This window comes from Rhodococcus sp. NFXS4 (genome assembly GCF_058139645.1).
Genome location: NZ_CP192221.1, coordinates 3899383 through 3914739, shown reverse-complemented (window position 1 = coordinate 3914739; position 15357 = coordinate 3899383). Strand labels below are relative to the sequence as shown.

Below are 15357 nucleotides of genomic sequence, written 5' to 3'. Positions count from 1 at the left end.
ACACTGTTGACCATCGGTGTGATGCGCGCTACATTGCGATAGTTCTTATTTCAGATACATCGTACGCATATGCGATCACTGCGCGGGTTTGCACAGTCCCGGCCAGTCACCCCCAAGGAGTTTCCGTTGACGGAGTTTTCCTCGCCATCGCGAGCGGTTCGTGACCTCGAGGTGTCACCGGCACCGGTCGAGGTGGAGGCACCCAAGAAGAACAAGATGTCGCGGGTGGCCTTCGCCAGCTTCATGGGCACGGTCATCGAGTTCTACGACTTCGGAATCTTCGGCACCGCAGCGGCTCTGGTGTTCGCGAACGCGTTCTTCCCGGCGTTGGGAACGTACGCAGGAACGATCGTGTCGTTCGCGACCCTCGGCGTCGCTTTCGTGGCCCGGCCGTTCGGCAGCGTTCTGTTCGGCCATTTCGGAGACCGCCTGGGTCGCAAGAAGACCTTGATCGCAACGATGATGCTGATGGGTGTCTCGACCGTCGTCATCGGTCTACTTCCGACCGCAGCGACCGCAGGAATCGTCGCTCCCATCGTGCTCATCGTCCTACGTATCGCCCAGGGGTTCGCTGCAGGCGGCGAGTGGGCCGGCGCAGCACTCTTCACGTCCGAGAACGCCCCCAGTGATCGCCGCGGCTTCTGGTCGATGTTCACCAATCTCGGCGGCGCTGTCGCCAACATCCTCGCGTTGTCGACGTTCTTCCTCACCGGACTGCTGATGAGCAACGAGACCTTCCTGGCCTGGGGCTGGCGAGTGCCCTTCATCCTCAGCATCGCCCTTCTCGCGGTGGGCCTCTGGGTGCGGCTGAAACTGGAGGAGAGCCCGGTCTTCGTCGACGAGATGGAGAAGCAAGGTCGAAGCAGTCTCCCGTTCAAGGACGCCGTGACGAACCAGTGGCGCGAGATTCTTCTGGGCGCCGGCGCGTTCGTCTCGTCCTTCGCCTTCGGATACATCGGCATCGCTTACCTGATCAACTACGGGACGGCCACACTGGATCTGAACCGGTCCGGGGTACTTGCGGCGGGCATCTTCGGCAACGTTGTGAACGGCGCCGCCATGATTTCCGGGGCGATACTGTCCGATCGTTTCGGTCGACGTCCGGTCCTGATCGTGGTCAATCTCATCGCCGTACCGTGGGCGTTGATCCTGTTCCCTCTGTTGGACACCGGCTCGTCGAGTGCCTTCTGGTTGGCCATCACCGTCACCTTCTTCATCGCGGGCCACGGCTGGGGCGTGTGCGGATCGTTCCTGTCGGAACTGTTCCGGACCCGCTACCGGGCCACCGCCGCCGGTCTCGCCTACAGCCTCGCGGCCATTCTGGGCGGCGCGGTACCGCCCCTGGTCGCGGCGACACTCATCAGCACGTACGGCGGCACGGTGTTCGGACTGTTCCTGGCGACGTATGCCGTCATCGCTCTGGTGTGCACCCTTGTCCTGCGCGAGACGCGCAGCCGCGCACTCGACGACGTGCCACCGGGTGTCGGAATCAACCGGACCGCGAGACCCTGACCCACACGACGGAACACCGAACGGAGCGGCGAACACCGCTCTCGACGACCGAACAGCAGAGGACACAATGTCTTTGACCATCCGAGCCTTCTGTGTCGGGCGCGTCTTCGGACTGCCGAAGCCGTCCTTCACCTACCTCCGCGGATACGGCCAGACGCAGGATCTACCCCTCATCATGTACGTCATCGAAGGCGGTGACTCGCCCATCGTCGTCGACACCGGCGCCGACCTCGGACGTGCGTGGGACGACCACAGGATCACGATGGAACAGACCCCGGACGAGGAGCCGGCAGAGGTTCTGCGCGCAGCAGGTGTCGACGTCGGAGATGTCGAGACCGTCGTCAACACTCACCTGCACTGGGACCACAGCTCGAACAACCACCTGTTTCCCAATGCCCGCGTCATGGTTCAGCAGGCCGAGTTGGATTACGCACGGAACCCCCTTCAATGGCACTGCAGACACTTCGAGATCTCGGCGGATACCGAGCCGTCGTGGAAGCGCGCCGAACAGCACATCACCACGGTTGACGGCGACACGGAGATCGCTCCCGGAGTCACCCTGATCGCGCTACCAGGCCACACTCCGGGATCACAGGGCGTTCTCGTCGAAACCGACTCGACGCGCTATCTGATTGCCGGCGACTGCATCTACCTGTACGAGAACTGGGAAGGCGACGCCGACGCGGACCACATTCCCGTCGGCTTGTTCACCGACCTCGTCGCGTACGACGCAAGCCTTCGCAAGATCGAGAAACTCGACTGCGACGTCATCCCGAGCCACGACTTCGCCGTCGTGGAACGGTCGATCTTCGCGTGATCACCGTCAGACCAGGAGACACGGATTCATGAACGCACCAGGATGGACCATCGAGGCCGTCGAACTCGGACTGCTGCCCGACATCCCCGTCGAACACATCTACTACCAGGACACCTCCGGCCGCACACAAGACATGCCGCTCATCATGTACGTCCTGCGATCGGGTGGACGAACGGTGATCGTGGACACCGGGGGCCCCGCGGACGAGGAGATCATCCTGCGGATGACCCCGTTCGGCTACGAGGTTCCCGAAGCGAATCGCATACACAACGCGCTGGATCGGGTCGACGTGAACCCGGCCGAGGTGGATCTGGTGATCAACACCCATCTGCACTGGGACCACTGCTCGAACAACGACGTGTTCGAGAATGCCGACATCATCGTGCAAGAACAAGAATTGGCGTACGCACACGAGCCGTGTGCGGCACACATGCCGGCGTACGGCTTCCACGCCGACAATCCGCCGATCTTCTCGCTCGCAGAGGACCGCATTCGTACCGTCGACGGGGCCCACGAGATCGCCCCCGGACTCGGTGTCGTGCCTCTACCGGGCCACTCACCCGGTTCTCAGGGGGTTCGCGTCGACACCGCGGCCGGCACGTTCGTGATCACCGGTGATTGCGTCGACACCTACCGCAACTTCGATGAATCGTTGCCGTCGGGCCGGTTCTCCGATCTCGACGCCTACCGCGCCAGCTTGGCGTTCCTGAAGAAGTCAGGGTGGACGCCACTACCCAGCCATGACCCCGAGGTCCTCCGGAAGGGCCGGTTCGGACGATGACAACGCCCGACCGCATCACATCCGTCTCGACACCCACCGCCCCACCTGCGCGGTCCGATCGACAGATGCGCAAGATCGCCCTGGCCGGGTTCACCGGCACCGTCATCGAGTTCTACGACCTGACCTTGTACGCGGTGACCGCGTCCCTGGTGTTCGCGAACGTGTTCTTCCCGGCTCTCGGAACTGCAGCCGGAACCGTCGCTGCCTTCGGCACGCTCGGTGTCGCATTCGTGGCTCGGCCCGTCGGTGCGTTGATTTTCGGGCACTTCGGTGACCGCCTCGGCCGCAAACGCATGTTGGTCACGACCCTGCTGCTCATGGGCGGCGCAACTGTCGTGGTCGGCGCGATGCCGACAGCCGACCAGATCGGCGTCGCGGCACCGATTCTCATCGTGCTCATGCGCATCGTCCAGGGCATTGCCGCAGGCGGTGAACTAGCCGGCGCGGCGCTGTTCAGCACCGAGAGCGCCCCTATCGCTAAGCGGGGCTTCTGGACGATGTTCACCTCGCTGGGCGGCGGGTTCTCCATCGTCCTTGCGAATGCGACCCTGCTGATCGTCGCGGTCAGCATGACCGACGAACAGTTCGCGTCCTTCGGGTGGCGTATCCCGTTCCTCGCGAGTTCGATTCTGATCGTCGTCGGCTTGTACATCCGTCTGAAGATCGAGGAAAGCCCGGTGTTCGAGGCTGAGGTCCGAGCGGAGACGACTCCCGGATGCGGACGAACCACGGTGCCGTTCTTCATGGCGTGGCGTCATCAGCCCCGCCACATGGTTCTGGTGGCCGGCATCTCCATCATGCAGGCGGCTCTCACGTATCTGGGAGCGACCTATTTCGCCAATGTCGGTACGACACAACTCGGTCTGACCAGAAGTATCGTTCTTGCAGCCGGACTGGTGGGCGGCTTGTTCTGGGCCGCAGGCGTGGTGGTGGGAGCCACCACCTCCGACCGGGTGGGTCGAAAACCCGTCATCGTCGCGGCCACCGGAGCTGCGACACTCTGGGCGCTGGTGGTGTTCACCGTTCTGGAATCGGCGTCCGGCAGCATCTACCTCGTCCTTCTCTGCGTCACCATGTTCCTGGCCGGCCTCGAGATCGGCGCACTCAACGTCATGTTGACCGAGTTGTTCCGCACCGAGTACCGATACTCGGCTTCCGCCTTCTCCTACAACATCGGCCTCGTCCTCGGCGGTGCCGTACCGCCGCTCCTCGGTGGCGTCATCACACGATCGTTCGGTGCGTTCACCTTCGGTGTATTCGTGGCGGTTCTCTGCCTCGCCAGTCTCGTCAGCGCACTCGCCCTTCCCGAGACGCGGCAACGAGATCTGTCCGATTCCTCACCGTTCGCACGCCGACCGTAGACACACAGACGACGAAATCGTGAACCCTCCGACTCTCTGATCGCGAGATCCCAACCCACGAAAGGCATTTATGCCGAAGTACGACATCCCCGAGTTCAGCCGGGCGGCGGTCATCACAGACTTCCTCGGTGACCTCGAAGTGCGAGACGTGCCGATTCCGACCCTCGAGCCGGGCGCAGCACTGGTCCGCATCGAGGCGGCAACGGTGTGCGGCAGTGACGTTCACGTGTGGGACGGCTCGCTGAGTGCCGGCGGTATCCGTCCCATCGTTCCTCCCGTGATCCCCGGCCACGAGATGACCGGCCGTGTCGTCGCGCTCGGAGAGGGACCGGTTCCCCTCGTCGGCGGCGGCGACGTGGCGGTCGGAGACCGCATCGTTTTCGGACCAGGACGGTGCGGTTCGTGCTACTTCTGCGCCGTCGCGAACCAACCCAGCCTGTGCGCGAATCGCAAGCACTACGGCGACAACTGCGATCAGTATCCCTATCTGGTGGGGTCCTTCTCCGAGTACACCTACGTGTATCCCTCGTCGCGGAAGGTGCTCGTTCCGGACGACGTGAAGTCCGAGTGGGCGTCGGCCGGAAGCTGCGCTCTCCGAACAGTGTTCAACGCCTACGAACGGTTGGGGCGTATTCAGCCGTGGCAGACCGTCGTCATCCAGGGTGCGGGCCCGCTGGGGTTGTTCGCCACTGCGCTCGCCACTCGCTCCGGTGCCGGGCGCATCATCGTGGTCGGCGCGCCGGATTCTCGGCTCGACCTTGCCACGTCCTGGGGTGCTCACGACGTCGTGTCGGTCGAGAGAGCGTCGACGCCGCAGGAGCGGGTCGAGGCAGTGCGCGACCTGACCGGAGGCCACGGTGCGGAGATCGTTCAAGAATGGTCGGGTGGGCGCACCGCCTTCACCGAAGGCCTCGACATGGTGCGCCGCGGTGGCCGGTTTCTGATCGGCGGTCAGGTAGGTCCCCACCTCGCGGAGATCCAGCCGTCCAAGATCATGCGCAACCACCTCGACATCATCGGGTCCATGTCGGCCTCGGAATCGCACTACTGGCAGGCGATGAAGTTCCTGTCGTCGGCACAAGATCAATTCGACTTCGATCGCATGCTCACCGGCCGATACGGACTGCATCAGGTAACGGACGCACTCCGCGCCATGCAGGACCTCAGCGCGATCAAACCCGTCATCGACCCGACCATCACGGAGAGTGGAACACAATGATTCGTCACGAGCAGTTCTATGCCGACGGCAAGTGGGTCGACTCGACGGCCACCGACGTCATCGACGTCGTCGATCCGGCGACCGAGGAGCTCATCGGGCAGGTCGCGCGAGGAACAGCCGACGACGTCGACATCGCTGCCGCTGCTGCCGTCGATGCGTTCGACACCTGGTCGACGACGTCGGTCTCCGACCGGGTGGACGTACTCCGCTCTCTCGCAGACATCATCGAGCGCAACGGCGACGAGGTGACCGAGTCGATCGTGGCCGAGATCGGCCAGCCACGGTCCTGGGCGCAGAAGGCGTCGACGCGGACAACGATCGCAGACCTGCGCAATTTCGCCGATGCACTACCCACGGTGGCGTGGGAGGAGAAGGTGGGTACCGCCACGGTCCGTCGTCTCCCCGTCGGTGTCGTCGGGGCGATCACAGCCTGGAACGGCCCCATCAGATCGGTCTGTCTGAAGGCGGGCGCGGCGATCGCAGCCGGGTGCACCGTGGTTCTCAAGTCGAGCGAGGTCGCACCGCTGACACCGTTCCTGCTCGCGCGATACACCGAGGAGGCCGGCCTTCCCCCCGGAGTGTTCAACATCGTGACGGGCACCGGACCCGAGGTGGGTGAGGCCATCACGCTGCATCCCGACATCGACATGGTGTCCCTGACCGGCTCCGTACGTGCGGGCAGCCGCGTCATGGAACTGGCCTCGAAGTCGGTCAAAAGGCTCGCACTCGAACTGGGCGGCAAGTCCGCCAACATCATCCTTTCCGACGCGGACTTGGAGAAGGCGATCGCCGGCGGCATCGAGGATGCGTTCCGTAATTCCGGTCAGGCCTGTGGTGCGTTGACGCGGATCCTGGTTCCACGCGACCGTGTCGAGGACGCCGAGCGAGTGGCCGCGCAGAAGGCGGAGTCGTTCGTGGTGGGGAACCCCAGAGATCCCGCGACGCAACTCGGACCGCTCGCCAACCGCGCGCAGTACGACCGGGTGCGAAGCCACATCGGTCGCGCGATCGACGAGGGCGTGCGGTTGGTCACCGGCGGACTCGATCGACCCGACGGAGTCGGCGACACCGGTTTCTACGTTCGACCCACCGTCTTCACCGGCACGAATTCGGACCGCATCGCACGCGAGGAAGTGTTCGGTCCGGTCGTGGTCATCATCCCGTTCGACGACGAGGCCGACGCGATTCGCATCGCCAACGACTCGGTGTACGGGCTCGCCGGCGGGGTCTGGGCCGGTGACCCGGAGAAGGCGCGTGCCGTTGCGGCTCGTATCAGGACCGGGCGTGTCCGCATCAACGGTGCGCCGATCGACATGCGCGCACCGCACGGCGGTCTCAAACTGTCCGGCGTCGGGCGGGAGATGGGCCGTCACGGGATCGAGGACTACCTGGAGTACCAGTCGATCCACGGCTGACTCCCGTATCGGGTCACCTGGTCGGCTGCGGTGCATCTCCCCTCAGGGCTTGCGGACACGGTGTCGGACGCGCGGTAAGATAGACAGCATTGCTGGCTATCAGGAAAGGGGTGCGGCATGGACAGTCGTGTCGACCAACTGCGAGAAGACATCGTCATGTTCAACCGCGTCATCCGAAGCAAAGGTGGTGGTCACCTCCTGACTCCCACGCAGCTGCAGGCTCTGGCGCACCTGGATCGGGTGGGTCCGATCAGCGCTCGAACGCTGGCGGACCTCGAACGCGTCACCCCGCAGACGGTTGCGCGCACCGTGGCCTTCCTGGAGGGGAACGGCCTGGTGTCTCGTGAGGTGGATCCCGACGATGCTCGCGCACAGCTCATCTCGATAACCTCGTCGGGTCGGAACAAGCTCGAAGCCGACCGCGACAGGCGACGCGAGTGGCTCATCGGCGTGATGGACCGCGACTGTACCGACGTGGAGAAGGAGCTGTTGTTCCTCGCCGGCGCGCTTCTCCGGAGGATTTCGGGATCGGCGAGCGACTCGGCGGGCGTCGAAAGCCCCCTGGTGTCAGCGTGACGGCCACCGTCGCCCCGGATGCGCACACAGATGCGATCCCGGCGCGCGTCCGGTTCGCGGCAGCGTCCGGTACGGTTCTCCAACCGCTGAACTCGTCGATGATCGCGGTGGCGATAGTAGGCATAGCTGCGCAGTTCGGGTCGGCCTCCGGGGTGTCGTGGATTATCTCGGCGATGTACATCACCACGGCGGTGTGTGCACCGATGGCGGGCAGGCTCGGTGTGCTGTTGGGGGCCCGGCGGGTGTTCGTCGGTGGTCTGGTGTTGGTCGCTCTGGGATCTCTGGCGGGCATGTTCGCGCCCAGCGTGCCCGCCCTGATCGCTTCCTACGTCGTTCTGGCGATGGGGATCTCGGTGCACATGCCCAATGCGATGACCATGGTCCGCGTCTACGCCGAGCGGTATCGCCGTCAATCACGCACCGCGCTGACCACGCTCGTGATGTGTGGCCAGTCCGTCGCGGCTCTGGGCCCGACTCTGGGTGGTCTGCTGGTGGGCCTGTTCGGGTGGCAGTCCATCCTGTGGGTCAACCTGCCCGTCGCGGCACTCAGTGCGATCGCGGTCCTGCGTGCGGACCTCGGGGCGTCACCGGTCGAGCGTCTGACCGCGCGCGGAACGCTCCATGCACTCGACGTCCTCGGTATCACCCTCTTCCTGCTGTCGATCACGTCGACGATGCTGTGGCTGGTGTCGTTGCGCGCACGGCCGACGTGGTGGCTGCTCCCCGTGGCGGTGGTTTTCCTCGTGCTTTTCGTCCTGTGGGAGCGGCGGGCGTCCGAACCGTTCATCGACGTCCGTGCGCTTGCCGGCAACCGTGCACTCAGCGCCACCCTGGGGCGGACGCTCGTCACGTATTCGTGCTTCTATCTCATCTTCTTCGGGATCCCGCAGTGGTTGCAGTATGCGCGGGGGATGAGTGCGATCGAGGCAGGCCTGACCATGCTGCCCGTGGCCGGGATGAGTGTGTTCGCCACGGTCGTCGGTGCGCGCACCTATCGGCGCTACGGGCCGAAGGCCACGTTGCTGATCGGCACGTCCGCCCTGTGCGTCGGGGGTGTGTTGATCGCGCTGGTGGAGAGCAGCACCGCGCCGTTGGTGGTCCTGGCCCTGGTGGCTCTCGTGCTGGGTATCCCCAACGGCTTCAACAACATCGGCAATCAGAGCCTGGTGAACTCGGTGACCACTGTCGCGGAGGTCGGTACGGCGATCGGCATGTATCGCACCGCCGCGTTCATCGGCGCCAACCTCGCGGTGGTCACGCTGCAGATCACCGCCGGGGACGTGGTGGACGATGCCGGTCTGCATCGCACGGGATGGTTCATCGCCGTCGTCGCTGCGCTACTGCTCGTCGGGATCGGCTTCTCGCGCAACATGCGCAAGGCCCCCGCGGCGGGAATCGCCGCGGCCTGAGCGTGGTCGACCCCGGCCGAGTCCGGCCAGAACTGCGATTGCCGAGGCCACGATCACGACCGCGACGTAGCCAATTCCGATGTCGGGCAACGTGAATGCGTCCGTCAGCCGCCCGGCGACGAGTCCGGGAACGGCCCCTCCGGTGTAGGAGATGAGGTACAGGGTGGACAGTGTTCCCGCACGGTCGGCTGCCGGAAGGCCGGCCAGCACGCCGCGCATGCCACCACTGTTCGCGGCGCCCTGCGCAAGACCGGCGACGGCGCTCGCGATCAGGAAGGGCACGATGGCGGCGGAGTGCAGCGCGAGGACCGCGACTATCGCCCCGGCGATGAACAATACGAGGCCTGCTCGCTGAGCCGACACAGGTTGCCAACGCCCCGTGCAGATCCCGCCGAGTGGCGACAGGATGACGACGGACGCGAACACCACAGCGATCATCAGGGCGCTGGTGGTACCGAGGTAGTCCGCGGACAGTCCGGGGGCGAAGGCTTGATAGAAGCTACTGAAGGACCACGTCGCGACCAGTGCAGCGCCGGCGGCGAGAACCGCGCGTCCTGCCCCGGCTGGAACATGCACCCTGGGGACGAGTGACCGAAGTGCACCCGGTCGAGCGGACACGGGCTCCGGACACAAGATCATCAACGCGGTACAGATCGACAGCGCCACAGCGATGATCGTGAAGCCGAGTTGACGCGGCGCCGGCCCGTACTCGATGAGCGCTCCGGAGGCCAGGGCCCCGACGGGTATCGCGAACGGCGGAGCGCTGCTGGTGATCACCGCGGGAAGCCAGGGCCGCCGCCGAGTCGGGGCGAGGTCGATCACCATGGCGCCGACGGCGCTCGAGGCGACTCCACACGCCAGACCCTGGAGAGCGCGCCCCGCGAGCAGGAGGGGAAGGGTGTGGACCTGGGTGAGAATCACGCAGCCTGCGATCGAGGAGAGCATGGCCACGATGGCCATCGGGCGTCGTCCTAGATGGTTCGAGAGCCGGCCGAGGATCAACAGGGACGCCGCGGTCACGCACAGATAGGTCACGGTCGTCAGTGCGAGGTCGCCGTCGGTGAGCCCGTCCTCGACGCGCAGCGTGTTGTACAGCGGTACCGGAGTGCCGGACGAGAGAAAGATGAGCATCAGAGACGCCGAGGCGACCGCGAATGCGGTCGACCGCGGGAGGGTGGTCCTTCCCGTACGAGTCGTCGTGCGGTCACTGCTGATCAACTGTCACTCCCTGTTGCGCTCGACGAACCCGATTCGTCTCTGCAGTCAACGCCGGCTCGGGGGTACGGGGAAGGACCTGTCGATCCAGGTACCGGCAGTGCCTCCCGGGCGTCGACTGTCTGTCTGTCCGGTCGGGGTACTGCGGGTGCCTGGATCACCAGTGACTCCCGCGGGCGTGCGGGCGTGCTTAGGCTCGAGGTCATGACCAACAACACATTCACTTTGAACAACGGAGTCGAGATACCCGTACTGGGATACGGCGTCTTCCAGACTCCTCCGGACGAGACTGCAACGGCGGTGTCCGCCGCGTTGAAGGTGGGGTACCGCCACATCGACACTGCCGCGGCGTACGCGAACGAGAAGGGCGTCGGGCAGGCGATTGCGGAGTCCGATCTGAGCCGTTCCGAGATCTTCCTCGAGACCAAGATCTGGATCAGTGACTACGGATACGACTCCACCCTGCACGCGTTCGATAAGAGCGCGGGCAAGCTCGGAGTCGATCAGATCGACTTGCTGATCCTGCACCAGGCGCTGCCGACCGCATTCGACCGCACCCTGGAGGCCTACCGCGCATTGGAGACGCTGTTGGCCGATGGCAAGGTCCGCGCCATCGGAGTCAGTAACTTCATGCCCGAGCACCTTGCTCGCTTGGCCGACGCGTCGTCTGTCGTCCCTGCCGTCAATCAGATCGAAGTTCACCCGTACTTCCGCCAGCCCGCACTGCTCGCAGACGATGCCGCGCGCGGCATCCTGTCGCAGGCGTGGTCGCCCATCGGCGGCATCACCCACTACCGCGACGGATCGCACGGTTCGACCCTCGAGGACGCGTCGATCGTTCGTATCGCCGAGGCGCACGGCAAGTCCGCCGCTCAAGTAATGCTGCGCTGGCACATCCAGGAGGGGCGTCAGGTCATTCCGAAGTCGGTGACGCCGTCGCGGATCGCCGAGAACTTCGACGTCTTCGACTTCGAGCTCACAGCCGACGAAATCGCTGCGATCGATGCGCTCGACACCGGTGTCCGTGGTGGGCCGGAGCCCGAGGACGTGACCCTCGAGAAGTTCGGACGCGACATCCCGGAGGCCTGACCCGCCCCTGCTTTTCTCAACCGTGACCGGCGGGGCACGTCGATTCTTGACGTGCGACGCCGGTCACAGCTATTCTCGGCGGTGTTCTAAATAACGCACGTCTGTACGCATATCAGAACAAGTGGCGCAGTCGGAGCACCGACCGCCGTTCAGTGATCGAGGAGTGTGTGTGGTGATCGAGCGCGATCAGATCTACATCGACGGCGCCTGGGTGCCGTCGACGGGGACCGATGTCCTCACAGTCATCAATCCCGTGACCGAGGAGCCGGTGGCAACCATTCCCGCGGGTACAGCGGAGGACGTCGACAAGGCGGTCAGGGCCGCCGCCGCGGCCTTCCCCGCCTGGTCGCAGAGCACGGTCGACGAACGCATCGCCGTGCTGCAGAAGCTTGCAAAGCTGGCCGGAGAACGCGCCGACGAGATCACGGCTGCGATCGTCAGCGAGATCGGGCAGCCCGCATCCATCGCTGCGGTATCGCAGGCGGCCGGAGCAGTTCAGGACCTCGAGAGTATCGCCGAGAATCTGCCGACCATCGTCTGGAACGAAGAGGTCGGCGACACCACGGTCACCCGGGACGCTGCCGGTGTGGTCGCCGCGATCACGCCCTGGAACGGTCCGATGCGCATGATCTGCATGAAGGCCGGCGCCGCCATCGCGGCCGGATGCACCGTGGTGCTGAAGGGCACCGAAGTTGCGCCGCTGAGCTCCTTCATCTTCGCGGAGATGGTCGCCGAGGCAGGACTCCCGAACGGCGTCTTCAACCTCGTCTCAGGTGACGGACCGGTCGTCGGTGAAGCCCTGGTGACGCATCCGCTCGTCGACATGATCTCGCTGACCGGATCGGTCCGCGCGGGAACCCGCGTGATGGAGTTGGCGTCGCGCTCGGTCAAGAAGGTCGCGCTGGAACTCGGTGGCAAGTCCGCCAACGTCATCCTCGAGGACGCCGATCTGGCGGCGGCCGTCAGCGACGGCATCGACGATGCGTTCCGTAACTCCGGTCAGGTGTGCGGCGGTCTTTCGCGCATGCTGGTCCCGCGGTCACGGCTCGCCGAAGCCGAAGAGCTCGCCGTCAAGAAGGCCGAGAGCTTCGTTCTGGGAGATCCATATGACCCGGCCACCACGCTCGGCCCGGTGGCGAACGTCAATCAGCGGGACCGTATTCGCGGATACATCGAGTCAGGACTGTCCGAAGGCGTTCGCATGCTGACCGGCGGCCCCGAGGCACCCGAGGGCCTCGATACAGGCTTCTTCGTTCGACCGACCGTCTTCTCCGGTGACAACCACTCCCGCATCGCGCGCGAGGAGATTTTCGGACCGGTCATCGTCATCGTTCCGTTCGACGACGAGGACGACGCCTTCCGCATCGCCAACGACACCGATTACGGATTGGCCGGTGCCATCTGGGCGGGTGACTACGATCGCGCGAAGAGCCTGGCGAAGAGATTGCGCGCCGGGCGTATTCGTATCAACGGTTCGGCAATCAACCCGCACGCCCCCCACGGTGGGTTCAAACTGTCGGGTATCGGGCGGGAGTTCGGCCGTTACGGCATCGAGGAGTACCTCGAGTACAAGTCGGTCGGCTGAGCGATGTTCACAGTCAACGCACGCTCGACGTCGGCTCCAGGGGCACCGTTCGAAGCGGTCGTGATCGAACGCCGAGATCCCGGGCCCCGAGACGTGGTGATCGACATCGCGTTCTCGGGGATCTGTCACACCGATGTGAGTCGGGCCCGAAGCGAATTCGGGACCACGAACTATCCGCTGGTGCCGGGACACGAGATCGCCGGAGTCGTGTCCGCGATCGGGTCCGACGTCACCACGTTCGCAGTGGGCGACCGCGTAGGTGTGGGCTGCATCGTCGACTCATGCCGCGAATGCGACTACTGCCGTGCGGGTATGGAGCCCTACTGCCGCAAAGATCACGTCCGGACGTACAACTCGATAGGACGAGACGGCAAGATCACCCTCGGCGGGTACAGCGAGAAGATCGTCGTCGACGAGGGCTATGTCGTGCGGATCCCCGACAGCATCCCGCTGGACAAGGCGGCTCCGTTGCTCTGCGCCGGTATCACCATGTATTCACCGCTGCGACACTGGAAAGCGGGACCCGACACACGGGTCGCGATCATCGGGTTCGGGGGACTGGGACACGTGGGAGTCTCGATCTCCGCAGCACTCGGGGCGCACACCACTGTCCTGGACCTCACGACAGACAAGCGCGACGACGCGATCCGCCGCGGTGCCGACGACTTCCGACTCTCGACCGACGCTTCGATCTTCACCGAGCTCGCCGGCACGTTCGATCTGATCATCTCTACCGTGCCCGCGAATCTGGATCTCGACGCGTTCTTACCCCTGCTCGCGCTGGACGGCACCTTCGTTCAGCTCGGGGTGCCGAAGAAGCCCATCAGCCTGGATGTGTTTTCCCTGTTCTACAACCGCCGTTCGCTCGCGGGCACGCTCGTCGGCGGTATCGCGGAGACGCAGGAGATGCTGGACTTCTGCGCGAAGCACTCCATCATGGCGGAAATAGAGACCGTGGGCGCCGACGAGATCGACGGTGCCTACGACCGCGTGCACGCAGGAGACGTCAGATATCGCATGGTGCTCGACGTCAGCACGTTGGCATCCCCTTAGACGCTCGCTGACGCAGCCCCTCGACGGCCACGTCATCGCACAGCCACGACGCGCCCCGCACCTTCGGTGTGGGGCGCGTCGCGTCGTTCCGCGGCGAAGACCGCCGATACCACGGGAAGCAGCTTCTCGACCATGCAGTCGCACAGCGTGTTCGGAGCCGGTGCGGGATTCGGGAGACCGGCCTTCGTTCGAGCTGACGAACCCCGGTGTTCGTCGTGACGTGTCGGACCCGACACCTTGACGGGTGATCGCAGCCACATTAGTGTCAGTGATGTTCCCGATGAGGAACAGACGTTCTTATATACGCACTCCCCGAACAGTTCGATGCATCGCATCCGAGGCTGCTTCGGTGGACGAAAGGGATGCAGCGCATGAAGGTAGGTTTCATCGGCCTCGGAGGTATGGGGTCCGGAATGGCGCACAATCTGCTGCGAGCGGGTCACGACCTGACCGTGTTCGACCTCGACGCTGCACGCGGAGCCGAGTACGTCGACGCGGGTGCCACGTGGGCCGAGTCCATCGCCGACCTCGGTCGTGCAGTCGACGTCGTGTTCACGTCTCTTCCCGGCCCGGTGCAGATGAAGGAAGTGGGTCTCGGTGAGAACGGTTTGCTGAGCAGTCTCCGTCGCGGCGCCGTCTGGTACGACCTGACCACCAACTCGCCGAGCGTCGTCCGCGAGGTCGACGTCGCCTGCCGTGAGGCCGACATCGAACTGTTCGACGCGCCCGTCAGCGGCGGGCCCAAAGGCGCGAAGTCGGGCAAGCTCGCCATATACATCGGCGGCGACAAGGCCGCGTTCGAGCAGCACGGCAGCATCCTGGACACCATCGGGGACAAAGTCCTCTACGTCGGAGAGATCGGTGCCGGCAACGTTGCCAAGCTCGTCCACAACTGCGCCAGCATCAGTATCCGAGCAGCCATCGCTGAGGTCATGACGATGGGAGTCGCAGCCGGTGTCGAGCCGGACGCACTCTGGCACGCCATGCGCCAGGGAGCAATCGGTCGTGCGCGCACATTCGACCGCATCGGTGACCGCTACCTGCAGGGCGCCTACGAGCCCGCATCGTTCGCACTGGCTCTCGCGGACAAGGATCTTCGTCTCTCCCTCGAGCTCGCCGCCGAGAACGGCGTCCCGATGCGGCTCGCCGAAGCCGCGCAGGCGGACTTCAAGGAAGCCCTCGATCGCGGATGGGGTGCCCGTGACTCGCAGTCGCCGATGGCGCTCCAGAACGAGCGCGCAGGCGTGACCATCAAGCTGTCCGCCGACGAGGTCCAGGGCGTTCTCGACCGCGGCTGAGACATTCCCCTTTCCCACTCTTTCTCC

General features: G+C 64.8%; 13 protein-coding genes. 12 read left to right on the top strand and 1 reads right to left on the bottom strand.

Going from position 1 to position 15357, the window contains the following annotated elements; all coding sequences use genetic code 11:
* Window positions 1–216 precede the first annotated feature (216 nt).
* The 8 genes from J4E04_RS18510 (at window position 217) to J4E04_RS18475 (ending at window position 9090) form a co-directional block, all read left to right on the top strand.
* Window positions 217–1512, top strand: coding sequence for an MFS transporter (locus J4E04_RS18510; RefSeq protein ID WP_490150574.1), 1296 nt, complete (start codon window positions 217–219; stop codon window positions 1510–1512).
* Window positions 1513–1579: 67 nt separating this feature from the next.
* Window positions 1580–2329: an N-acyl homoserine lactonase family protein gene (locus tag J4E04_RS18505; protein WP_490149258.1), complete on the top strand. Its 750-nt coding sequence runs from the start codon at window positions 1580–1582 to the stop codon at window positions 2327–2329.
* Window positions 2330–2357: 28 nt separating this feature from the next.
* Window positions 2358–3110 carry an N-acyl homoserine lactonase family protein gene (locus J4E04_RS18500; protein WP_490149257.1) on the top strand — a complete coding sequence of 251 codons (753 nt, stop codon included), beginning with the start codon at window positions 2358–2360 and terminating at the stop codon, window positions 3108–3110.
* The gene (locus J4E04_RS18495; protein WP_490149256.1) at window positions 3107–4471 is read left to right on the top strand and encodes an MFS transporter; all 1365 of its coding nucleotides are present in this window, start codon (window positions 3107–3109) and stop codon (window positions 4469–4471) included. Before J4E04_RS18500 ends, J4E04_RS18495 begins: the two co-directional genes overlap by 4 nt.
* A gap of 70 nt (window positions 4472–4541) precedes the next feature.
* Window positions 4542–5690 (top strand): zinc-binding dehydrogenase, encoded by a 1149-nt coding sequence (locus J4E04_RS18490; RefSeq protein ID WP_490149255.1) that lies wholly within the window; start codon window positions 4542–4544, stop codon window positions 5688–5690.
* Window positions 5687–7105 (top strand): aldehyde dehydrogenase family protein, encoded by a 1419-nt coding sequence (locus J4E04_RS18485; RefSeq protein ID WP_490149254.1) that lies wholly within the window; start codon window positions 5687–5689, stop codon window positions 7103–7105. The genes J4E04_RS18490 and J4E04_RS18485 overlap by 4 nt, the downstream gene beginning before the upstream one ends.
* Window positions 7106–7222: 117 nt before the next feature.
* The gene (locus J4E04_RS18480; RefSeq protein ID WP_490149253.1) at window positions 7223–7681 is read left to right on the top strand and encodes a MarR family winged helix-turn-helix transcriptional regulator; all 459 of its coding nucleotides are present in this window, start codon (window positions 7223–7225) and stop codon (window positions 7679–7681) included.
* Window positions 7678–9090 (top strand): MFS transporter, encoded by a 1413-nt coding sequence (locus J4E04_RS18475; RefSeq protein ID WP_490149252.1) that lies wholly within the window; start codon window positions 7678–7680, stop codon window positions 9088–9090. Before J4E04_RS18480 ends, J4E04_RS18475 begins: the two co-directional genes overlap by 4 nt.
* Here J4E04_RS18475 and J4E04_RS18470 read toward each other — a convergent pair.
* Window positions 9019–10308 carry an MFS transporter gene (locus J4E04_RS18470; protein ID WP_490149251.1) on the bottom strand — a complete coding sequence of 430 codons (1290 nt, stop codon included), beginning with the start codon at window positions 10306–10308 and terminating at the stop codon, window positions 9019–9021. The genes J4E04_RS18475 and J4E04_RS18470 overlap by 72 nt on opposite strands.
* Window positions 10309–10509: 201 nt before the next feature.
* Here J4E04_RS18470 and J4E04_RS18465 point away from each other — a divergent pair, with 201 nt between their 5' ends.
* The 4 genes from J4E04_RS18465 (at window position 10510) to J4E04_RS18450 (ending at window position 15330) form a co-directional block, all read left to right on the top strand.
* Entirely contained in the window at window positions 10510–11394 is an 885-nt protein-coding gene (locus J4E04_RS18465) for an aldo/keto reductase (RefSeq protein WP_490149250.1), read from the top strand.
* A gap of 163 nt (window positions 11395–11557) precedes the next feature.
* A complete protein-coding gene (locus J4E04_RS18460) occupies window positions 11558–12979 on the top strand; it encodes an aldehyde dehydrogenase family protein (RefSeq protein WP_490149249.1) in 1422 nt (473 codons plus the stop codon).
* A gap of 3 nt (window positions 12980–12982) precedes the next feature.
* Window positions 12983–14032 carry an NAD(P)-dependent alcohol dehydrogenase gene (locus J4E04_RS18455; protein WP_490149248.1) on the top strand — a complete coding sequence of 350 codons (1050 nt, stop codon included), beginning with the start codon at window positions 12983–12985 and terminating at the stop codon, window positions 14030–14032.
* 371 nt (window positions 14033–14403) lie between these two features.
* Window positions 14404–15330 carry an NAD(P)-dependent oxidoreductase gene (locus tag J4E04_RS18450; protein ID WP_490149247.1) on the top strand — a complete coding sequence of 309 codons (927 nt, stop codon included), beginning with the start codon at window positions 14404–14406 and terminating at the stop codon, window positions 15328–15330.
* Window positions 15331–15357 lie beyond the last annotated feature (27 nt).

What these genes read in the sequence shown, in the direction of transcription:
- J4E04_RS18480 (WP_490149253.1), top strand. Translation starts at nt 7,223, where the DNA reads ATGGACAGTCGTGTCGACCAACTGCGAGAAGACATCGTCATGTTCAAC.
- J4E04_RS18455 (WP_490149248.1), top strand. Translation starts at nt 12,983, where the DNA reads ATGTTCACAGTCAACGCACGCTCGACGTCGGCTCCAGGGGCACCGTTC.
- J4E04_RS18490 (WP_490149255.1), top strand. Translation starts at nt 4,542, where the DNA reads ATGCCGAAGTACGACATCCCCGAGTTCAGCCGGGCGGCGGTCATCACA.
- J4E04_RS18465 (WP_490149250.1), top strand. Translation starts at nt 10,510, where the DNA reads ATGACCAACAACACATTCACTTTGAACAACGGAGTCGAGATACCCGTA.
- J4E04_RS18505 (WP_490149258.1), top strand. Translation starts at nt 1,580, where the DNA reads ATGTCTTTGACCATCCGAGCCTTCTGTGTCGGGCGCGTCTTCGGACTG.
- J4E04_RS18450 (WP_490149247.1), top strand. Translation starts at nt 14,404, where the DNA reads ATGAAGGTAGGTTTCATCGGCCTCGGAGGTATGGGGTCCGGAATGGCG.
- J4E04_RS18485 (WP_490149254.1), top strand. Translation starts at nt 5,687, where the DNA reads ATGATTCGTCACGAGCAGTTCTATGCCGACGGCAAGTGGGTCGACTCG.
- J4E04_RS18510 (WP_490150574.1), top strand. Translation starts at nt 217, where the DNA reads ATGTCGCGGGTGGCCTTCGCCAGCTTCATGGGCACGGTCATCGAGTTC.
- J4E04_RS18500 (WP_490149257.1), top strand. Translation starts at nt 2,358, where the DNA reads ATGAACGCACCAGGATGGACCATCGAGGCCGTCGAACTCGGACTGCTG.
- J4E04_RS18495 (WP_490149256.1), top strand. Translation starts at nt 3,107, where the DNA reads ATGACAACGCCCGACCGCATCACATCCGTCTCGACACCCACCGCCCCA.